Source organism: Psychrobacter sp. (genome assembly GCF_036731945.1).
In the GTDB taxonomy this organism is placed as follows: Bacteria; Pseudomonadota; Gammaproteobacteria; order Pseudomonadales; family Moraxellaceae; genus Psychrobacter.
Genome location: NZ_DAINDI010000067.1, coordinates 1 through 8,105 on the forward strand (window position 1 = coordinate 1; position 8,105 = coordinate 8,105).

Annotated in this window: 7 protein-coding genes; 3 read left to right on the forward strand and 4 right to left on the reverse strand. The window is 44.3% G+C overall.

Going from position 1 to position 8,105, the window contains the following annotated elements; genetic code table 11:
• From V7D75_RS12020 to pstS, 4 genes are all read right to left on the reverse strand, one after another.
• A partial coding sequence (locus V7D75_RS12020; RefSeq protein WP_333614760.1) for an ATP-binding cassette domain-containing protein occupies positions 1-280 on the reverse strand: 280 nt, incomplete at its 3' end.
• 257 nt (positions 281-537) lie between these two features.
• Positions 538-1,452: a phosphate ABC transporter permease PstA gene (pstA, locus tag V7D75_RS12025; protein ID WP_333614749.1), complete on the reverse strand. Its 915-nt coding sequence runs from the start codon at positions 1,450-1,452 to the stop codon at positions 538-540.
• 93 nt (positions 1,453-1,545) lie between these two features.
• On the reverse strand, positions 1,546-2,496 hold the full coding sequence (gene pstC, locus V7D75_RS12030) for a phosphate ABC transporter permease subunit PstC (RefSeq protein WP_333614750.1): 951 nt from the start codon (positions 2,494-2,496) through the stop codon (positions 1,546-1,548).
• 44 nt (positions 2,497-2,540) lie between these two features.
• A complete protein-coding gene (gene pstS, locus V7D75_RS12035; protein ID WP_333614751.1) occupies positions 2,541-3,701 on the reverse strand; it encodes a phosphate ABC transporter substrate-binding protein PstS in 1,161 nt (386 codons plus the stop codon).
• Positions 3,702-4,191: 490 nt separating this feature from the next.
• Here pstS and phoB point away from each other — a divergent pair, with 490 nt between their 5' ends.
• The 3 genes from phoB to V7D75_RS12050 all read left to right on the forward strand — a co-directional run.
• Positions 4,192-4,890: a phosphate regulon transcriptional regulator PhoB gene (gene phoB, locus V7D75_RS12040; protein WP_333614752.1), complete on the forward strand. Its 699-nt coding sequence runs from the start codon at positions 4,192-4,194 to the stop codon at positions 4,888-4,890.
• A gap of 15 nt (positions 4,891-4,905) precedes the next feature.
• On the forward strand, positions 4,906-6,030 hold the full coding sequence (gene phoR, locus V7D75_RS12045; protein ID WP_333614753.1) for a phosphate regulon sensor histidine kinase PhoR: 1,125 nt from the start codon (positions 4,906-4,908) through the stop codon (positions 6,028-6,030).
• A gap of 379 nt (positions 6,031-6,409) precedes the next feature.
• On the forward strand, positions 6,410-8,105 hold a 1,696-nt coding region (locus V7D75_RS12050), incomplete at its 3' end, for a TrkH family potassium uptake protein (RefSeq protein WP_333614754.1).

Below are 8,105 nucleotides of genomic sequence, written 5' to 3' on the forward strand. Positions count from 1 at the left end.
GCGCTCGCAGCAAATTCACATCGGTATCTTTTGCCAAAATGTTTTGATCATCAAGGGTGATTTCTCCTTTAGCCTGCATACTCGGATACAAGTCGTACATACGGTTAAAGGTACGTAGCAGCGTTGATTTGCCGCAGCCTGATGGGCCAATAAAAGCGGTAACCTTTTTTTCTGCAATATCAATATTGATATTTTTTAACGCTTGAAAATCGCCATAATAAAAATCCAAATCGCGAACGGTAATCTTGGCAGGTGGCATGTCGTCTGGCATATCTGCCATCGTTTGCTTGATAAAACGGCCAATATCTGGCTGTTGATATTGACCATTATTAGCCAGCACATCATCCAATAAACGGCGCGTGCTGTTGGTATCGGTATCGGTCATTAGCTTAGTGGCCTTTCTTTCTAGTACATCCGTCATAATGGTCTCCATTTTTTTAAAGTATTGTTTAATAAGTTATTTTTTAATAGCAGCCATGCGACTACATGACCATGCGACCACATGACCATGCGACCACGTGATTTGGACGCTATAACCTATCTGCTATGATGTTTGTCACCGATAAAGCGCGCGGCGATATTTAAGAATAATACTGTCGCAGTAATGAGCAGCGCCGCCGCCCAAGCCAGTGCATGCCAGTTGTCATAAGGGCTCATGGCAAATTGATAAATTGTATTGGGTAAATTAGCCATTGGCTCACTCATATCGGTACTAAAGTACTGGTTGTTTAGCGCGGTGAATAGTAAGGGCGCGGTCTCACCGGTAATACGCGCAAAAGCGAGCAGCACACCAGTAGTCAGACCGGCTTTGGCAGCCTTCAGGGTCACGGTGCTGACCAGCTTCCATTTTGGCGTACCTAGTGCATAAGCCGCTTCGCGCAGCGTGTTAGGCACTAGGTTTAGCATATTTTCCGTCGTCCGCACGACAATAGGAATCACAATCAGCGCCAATGCCAACGCACCCGCCCAACCTGAGAAGCTCTGTCCTTTGACCATCAAGGCATAAATAAACAAACCAATCACGATGGAGGGCGCAGACAATAAAATATCATTTAAAAATCGGGTGACTTTACCGAGCAGACTGCCCTGTGAAAATTCCGCTAAATAAATACCCGCCATCATGCCGATTGGCGCACCAATCGCCAAACCCGAAAAAGCCAACATCACTGAGCCAACAATGGCGTTACGTAGACCGCCTTCACTCATCGGTGGCGGGGTATCTGCCATAAAGACAGGCATCTCGATGAGACCTTGAAAGCCTTCAATAAACAGCGTCATCAAAATCCAAATCAGCCAAAACAAACCAAATACAAGCGCTGATAAGGCAAAACCAAGTCCCAATCTATTGATAAAACGGCGTTTGTTATAAAGACGCTTGTTATAGCGATCCTCAAAGCGTACAGAAGGCTGGCTTGATTGGGTCGTTTGAGTAGTGACTGGTGCGAAAGTCATGAAGTGTTTGTCCTTCTTAGGTCAAATAATGGCTGCAAATAGCGTGTTTTAGTTTGTTTAGGCTTGTTTTGTTGGCTATTTAAAATAGGGTGTTTAATTACCTGCTTTTTGGTCAATACGCATGAGCATCAGCTTGGATATTGATAAAACGATAAAGGTAATGACAAACAGGATTAATCCTAAATGTAGTAATGAGGCTAAATGCAGCTCACTTGACGCTTCGGCAAATTCATTGGCAAGCGCTGAAGTAATGGTCACCCCAGACGTAAATATGCTTGGGCTGATATTAAAGGCATTACCAATCAAGAAGGTCACGGCCATCGTCTCGCCAAGCGCTCGCCCAAGTCCCAAAATCACGCCACCAACCACACCTGCTTTGGTATAAGGTAAGATGATTTTAAACATCACCTCCCACGTGGTGGCGCCCATGCCGTACGCCGACTCTTTTAGCAGGTCTGGCACCACAGAGAAAACATCGCGCATGGTGGCGGCGATGAAGGGAATAATCATAATTGCCAGTATTAACGAGGCGGTAAATAGTCCCAGTCCCATCGGCGCACCGGTAAAAACCTTGCCAATAATAGGTAGGGGGCCAATATGTTCAATAAACCAAGGCTGAATGTGATCACCAAAAAACGGTGCAAAGACAAACAAGCCCCACATGCCATAGATGATAGAAGGGATACCTGCCAGCAGCTCGATGGCAATACCCAAGGGCTTTTTCAAAAAATTGGGACAAAGTTCCGTTAAAAAGATAGCAATCCCAAAGCTGATTGGCACGGCAATACAGATAGCGATAAGAGAGGTGACCACCGTTCCGTAAATGGGTGCAAGCGCACCGTATTGATCGTTTACGGTATCCCAGTTATTGCTGGTATAAAATCCCAAGCCAAACTTAGTGATACTTGGCCACGCACCGACAATCAATGACAGCATGATGCCGCCAAGCGACAACAGTACCAAGATTGCAAATGCTTTGGTGGCGTTGACAAAAACCGCATCATAGCGTTTTTGTTTTGCCAGTTGGGATTTTAGGTTTGCCATAAAAGCCTCAATAATCTAATAAGCTTGCTTGATGAGTGGGAGTATTAATTGCTTTGAGTTGCGGTATAAACAGGCTTACCTTCGCGGTCTACCACCTCGTTCCATTTCGCTTTAAATAACGCCACGGCCGTATCAGAAAAAGGCACGTAATCAAGACTCATTGCATCATCATCGCCTTGAGCATAAGCCCAGTCAAAGAAGCTAAGGACACCCGCCACTTGCTTAGCATTTTGCGGTTGTTTATGGACTAAGATAAAGGTCGCAGCGGCGATAGGCCATGCTTGATCAGTCTCAGAGTTAGTGATGACTTTATAAAAGCCTTCTTGCTTTGACCAATCAATATCCCCAGCGGCGGCGAATGTTTGCGCAGAGGGCTGTACGACATTGCCAGCGGCGTTTTTTAGCGCTACGTGTGACATGCCGTTTTGCTTAGCATAGGCGTATTCGACATAGCCGATAGAGTTTTTCATACGCGTCACATAGCTTGAAACGCCTTCGTTACCTTTACCGCCAGCACCGGTTGCCGAGGTTGGCCATTTCACGGTTTTATCGACGCCAACGCTGTCTTTCCAGTCGTTTGAGACTTTGGCTAAATAATCAGTAAAGTTAAAGGTTGTGCCCGAACCATCTGAGCGGAATACCGTGGTAATAGCGGCGTCAGGAAGGGTTAAATCAGGGTTCATAGCTTTGATGGCAGGGTCATTCCATTTGCTGATTTTGCCAAGATAAATGTCAGCGAGCATTTTTCCATCGAGCTTTAATTGACCAGGCGCAACGCCATCGATATTGACGATAGGTACCACGCCGCCAATAACGGTCGGGAATTGAATCAGACCAGCTTCCTCTAATTCAGCGGGCGTCATCGGCGCATCGGACGCGCCAAAATCCACTGTTTTTGCGACGATTTGTTTGATACCGCCCGATGAACCAATCGACTGATAGTTCACTTGACCGCCAGTTGCTTTATGATAGGCATCTGACCATTTAGCATAGATAGGCTGCGGGAAAGAGGCGCCCGCGCCGGTGATATTCATTGATACATTGTCATCTGACTTAGCGGTTGACGACGTAACGTCTGCGGTAGGGGCAGTGGTTGATTGCGCTGAAGCAGCTGGTTCATTGCTTTCATTGCTATTGGAGTTTTTATTACAAGCAGCTAAGGTCAAGGTACTCGCGACAGCTAAAGCTATTAATGAATAACGCATTATTTCTCCTAAAAAGTAATGATATTAAGTAAACATAGTTGAGTATTGGATATTTATAAATAACAGAGCTGATTTCGATGTTTTATAAATGGTGCTTTATTCATACTGCTTTGTTCATAACGCTTTATTAAAAATGATTTACTGCAAAGACGCTTGGTGGTCGATGAGCCCATTGTGCCGCGCAAATATGACAGTTTGATGAAATAAGACATTTTTATGAAAAAAGTCATTTAATTAAAATAGACGTGTGATAAAGGGTAGAAATGCTTCTAATGACGGCTGATATCTTGTACAAAAATCGTTATGATGTGGGCTGACGTTGTTGTAAAAGTGGATTTCAAACTCAGTGTCATCAAACTGTCATAATTAAGCCGTTTAATGGGCAGGCATTGGCAGCCAATGTTGGTATCTAATATTGTTTTATTTATTTCTAGGTTTTTGTCTTTTAACTTTGACTTTCAACTTTGTCATTTAATAATAAGGCTATGGTATGCGCAGTGAGCAGATTTTGATTGTAGAAGATGAACCTGCAATTCGTGAGATGGTGGTAATGACGCTAGAGATGGCGGGCTTTGAGAGTTTAGAAGCGGCTGACATCGCAGAGGCGCATCAGCAAGTGGTCGATCACAGACCCGCGCTGATTTTGCTCGATTGGATGTTACCAGGCAATAAAAGTGGTATTGATTTTTGCCGTATGCTAAAAAGTGATGAAATGCTGGGCGAGATACCCGTAATTATGCTGACCGCCAAAAGTGAGGAAGATAGTAAGGTTCATGGTCTTGATGCGGGCGCTGATGACTATATGACCAAACCCTTTTCAACGCGTGAATTAATCTCCAGAATCAAAGCGGTGTTACGGCGTAGTCGTGCGCTTAGTAGTGATAAGCCAATCGAAATAGGTAAGCTTAGCCTCGATCCCAAAAGTCAACGCATCACCGCTGACAATCAAGTCATCGATATCGGGCCGACAGAATATCGATTGCTGGCATTTTTTATGAGTCATCCGGAGCGTGCTTATACGCGCACCCAACTGCTAGATCAGGTCTGGGGCGGCAATGTCTATATCGAAGACCGCACGATTGATGTACACATCCGGCGTTTACGTAAATTACTCCAACCTTATGATTGCAGTACCTTAATTCAAACGGTTCGCGGTACTGGCTATCGGTTTTCTAGTTTGGTTCAATAAAGATAAGAGGTCTGCATGACAATGCTTGAAAAAAACGCCCAACCAGAAAACGCCAAGTCAGATACAGTGCAACAAAGTAAAAAACAACAGGACCATCAAATTTTGCAGCAAAATTCTACCGATCAGCTGAAAAAAATCAGAAGTGCCTTACGCGCATTGCGAGATGCGGTTATCTTGCTCAATGGTGACGATGGTTTGGAGTGGTGGAATCAGGCCGCCGAGGATTTATTATTACTACAGTCAGCGGACCATGGCAAAAGTATTTTTGACTTTATTAACGTTCCCGAGTTTCATCAGTACTATCAGAATAAGATCACGCCCAATGATGGCGTACACATGAAGTCATGGCGTGACCCTAACCGTTATCTTAAATGTGAGCTCACGCCTTTTGGCGATGAAAAGCTACTAATTATTTATGATGTGACCCGCTTACAACACTTAGAGCAAATGCGCCGCGACTTTGTGGCCAATGTCTCGCATGAGTTACGAACGCCACTGACTGTGCTGATGGGTTACCTGGAGAATTTCTCCGATCAAGAAGAAATGCCGCGGCAATGGCGACGCGGGTTTGAGCTAATGACGCAGCAGACCGCGCGTATGAATAGGGTGGTCAATGACTTATTATTGCTATCACGAATTGAAATCGAAGAGACGCATGAGCTGCATTATATTGATATGACCAAGCTGCTCACTCATGTCTATGATGATGCGCAGGCGTATAACCAAGAATACGGGCATACGCTGCACCTGCAAATAGATACCTATGATGGTCTCTACGGCTCGGAGATGTATTTAAACAGTGCGTTATCCAATTTGGTTATCAATGCCATTAAATATACGCCAAAAGGCGGCAACATCGTCATCAGTTGGGCAAAAACCACAGACGGCTGTCGCTTTGCGGTTACCGATAATGGTATTGGTATTGCGGCCGAGCATGTCGCGCGATTGACCGAGCGTTTTTACCGAGTAGACAGTGGGCGCAGTCGGGCGACAGGTGGTACGGGATTAGGGCTAGCAATAGTCAAGCATGTGTTATATCAATACGACACGACTCTGCAAATCGCATCGACAGAAGGCAAAGGCTCCACTTTTAGCGCCGTATTTCCTACTGCTCATATTCGTTCAGCTGCTATAGATTGAGTTTCTTACCTTTAAATTGCTTGCCTTTAAGCTTTTAGCCTTGAGCTTTTAGATTTATTGTCGTTTAGCTTCCTCGGTCAATTCAACATAGCGATTATGATAATTTAACAATACCTTTTAATAATGCCTTGTTTTAGTCAGCTTCTAAATTTTAATAACCATTTCTGTAGCAACTCTACTGACCGATAAGTGGGTTTTTTCATGCCGCCGTTTTGCTACTAAAAAGCTATCCATTCTACTGCGCACGCGATACTTACAGCTGCACCAAAAACAAGCAAAAAAATGTCATATCTGGTTACGATTATTTAAAAACAGTTTTAGGGAATGGCAAAAAAAAGGCGTATAAGTATTAACGTCATTTTTCTCATGGAATCATGCTATGCATCCAGCCCTACCGTATCGGCTGTTGAATAGATTCACTATTGTTATCAGCGCCATTGGCATCGGAATTGCTTTAATTGATAGTGGTTTTAACCTCACGACATGGCTACAGCATATTTTTCATATTTCTTACTTAATCATTATTCTATTGGGTTTTTTAGCCACGGTATGGCGTTATCTGCGCTCAAAGTCGCGATTGTCTATTAACAAAGGCGCGGTCAATAAAGTTGCAGTTTTTGATTTGCTGACCAGCGGTGCTATTTTTATGCTGTTGGCGGTGCATTTTTTTGAGCTGGCGCGCTCAGGGCTGTCGATGCCAGTTGATGGTTTTGTGGCGATTAAGGTTGCGGTTTTTGTTACCTTTATCCGTGAGATATCGGACAATAACTTTAGCCTTAATCGGGCATTTTTAAACCCTGGTCAGTTTTTTATTCTAAGTTTTTTATCGGTAATATTGGTCGGTGCTGCACTATTGATGATGCCGAATGCCACTACTGAGCCGATATCCTTTGTCGATGCGCTATTTACGGCTACCAGTGCGGTCTGTGTGACAGGGCTGATTGTGGTGGATACGGCAACTCGTTTTACCACGTTTGGGCAGCTGATTATCATCGGGCTGATTCAAATCGGCGGTCTGGGGATTTTGACTTTTGTGACTTACTTTAGCTACTTTTTTAAAGGTGGGGTCAGTTATGAGACGCAGCTGAGTATCAGTGAGATGAACGTCTCACGGCGCATCGGCGATATGGTCACCACCATTAAGTCCATTTTGTATGTGACTTTTGGCGTTGAAGCATTGGCTGCTATTTTGATTTTTATAAGTATTTATGATTTGCCAGGGATGAGCTTTGCCCAAAGAGTATATTTCTCGGTATTTCATGCTATCTCTGCTTTTTGTAATGCAGGATTTTCGACCTTTAGCGCCGGCTTATACGATGAGTCGCTACGATTTAATTATCCGCTACAGCTTATTATTAGTACCACGTTCTTATTTGGTGGCATGGGTTTTATCATTGTCGTCAATCTACTGCGCTATCTGCGTCACCGTGCGCAGCGGGCGTTTTTTCATAATGACCCACGATTTGGCTATCAGCCGTGGCTGCTGAGTATCAATAGCCGTATTACGCTAATTACCTCCGGCGCTTTATTGTTAATTGGTTTGGTTGGGGTCATGCTATTTGAATACCACGGCATCCTTGCTGAGCATCAGAGTTTTTACGCTAAGCTAATCACAGGGCTATTTACGGCCGCCACACCGCGGACGGCAGGCTTTAATATTGCCGATATGGATGCACTGGCGTTTCCGACTATTATGCTGACGATTTTTTTGATGTGGATTGGGGCGTCACCAAACTCAACCGGCGGCGGTATCAAAACCAGCACCTTTGCCATCGCCGTATTAAATACTTTGAGCTTAGCCCGTGGTCAGACCAAGGTTGAAGTGTTTCAACGCGAAATTGCTGACATCTCTATTCGCCGGGCGTTTTCTATTATGTGGCTGTCGTTATTTGTCATTGGTATGGGTGTCACCCTTATCAGTTACGATCAGCCCGAGCTTGATTTGATTAAAGTGATTTTTGAATGCTTTTCTGCTTATAGTACGGTTGGTTTGAGCTTAAATTTAACCGCTGAGCTATCGACCTTTAACAAGCTTGTTGTCTCGGTGATTATGTTTGTCGGGCGGGTGGGAATGT

What these genes read in the sequence shown, in the direction of transcription:
- phoR (WP_333614753.1), top strand. Translation starts at nt 4,906, where the DNA reads ATGACAATGCTTGAAAAAAACGCCCAACCAGAAAACGCCAAGTCAGAT.
- pstA (WP_333614749.1), bottom strand. Translation starts at nt 1,452, where the DNA reads ATGACTTTCGCACCAGTCACTACTCAAACGACCCAATCAAGCCAGCCT.
- phoB (WP_333614752.1), top strand. Translation starts at nt 4,192, where the DNA reads ATGCGCAGTGAGCAGATTTTGATTGTAGAAGATGAACCTGCAATTCGT.
- pstS (WP_333614751.1), bottom strand. Translation starts at nt 3,701, where the DNA reads ATGCGTTATTCATTAATAGCTTTAGCTGTCGCGAGTACCTTGACCTTA.
- pstC (WP_333614750.1), bottom strand. Translation starts at nt 2,496, where the DNA reads ATGGCAAACCTAAAATCCCAACTGGCAAAACAAAAACGCTATGATGCG.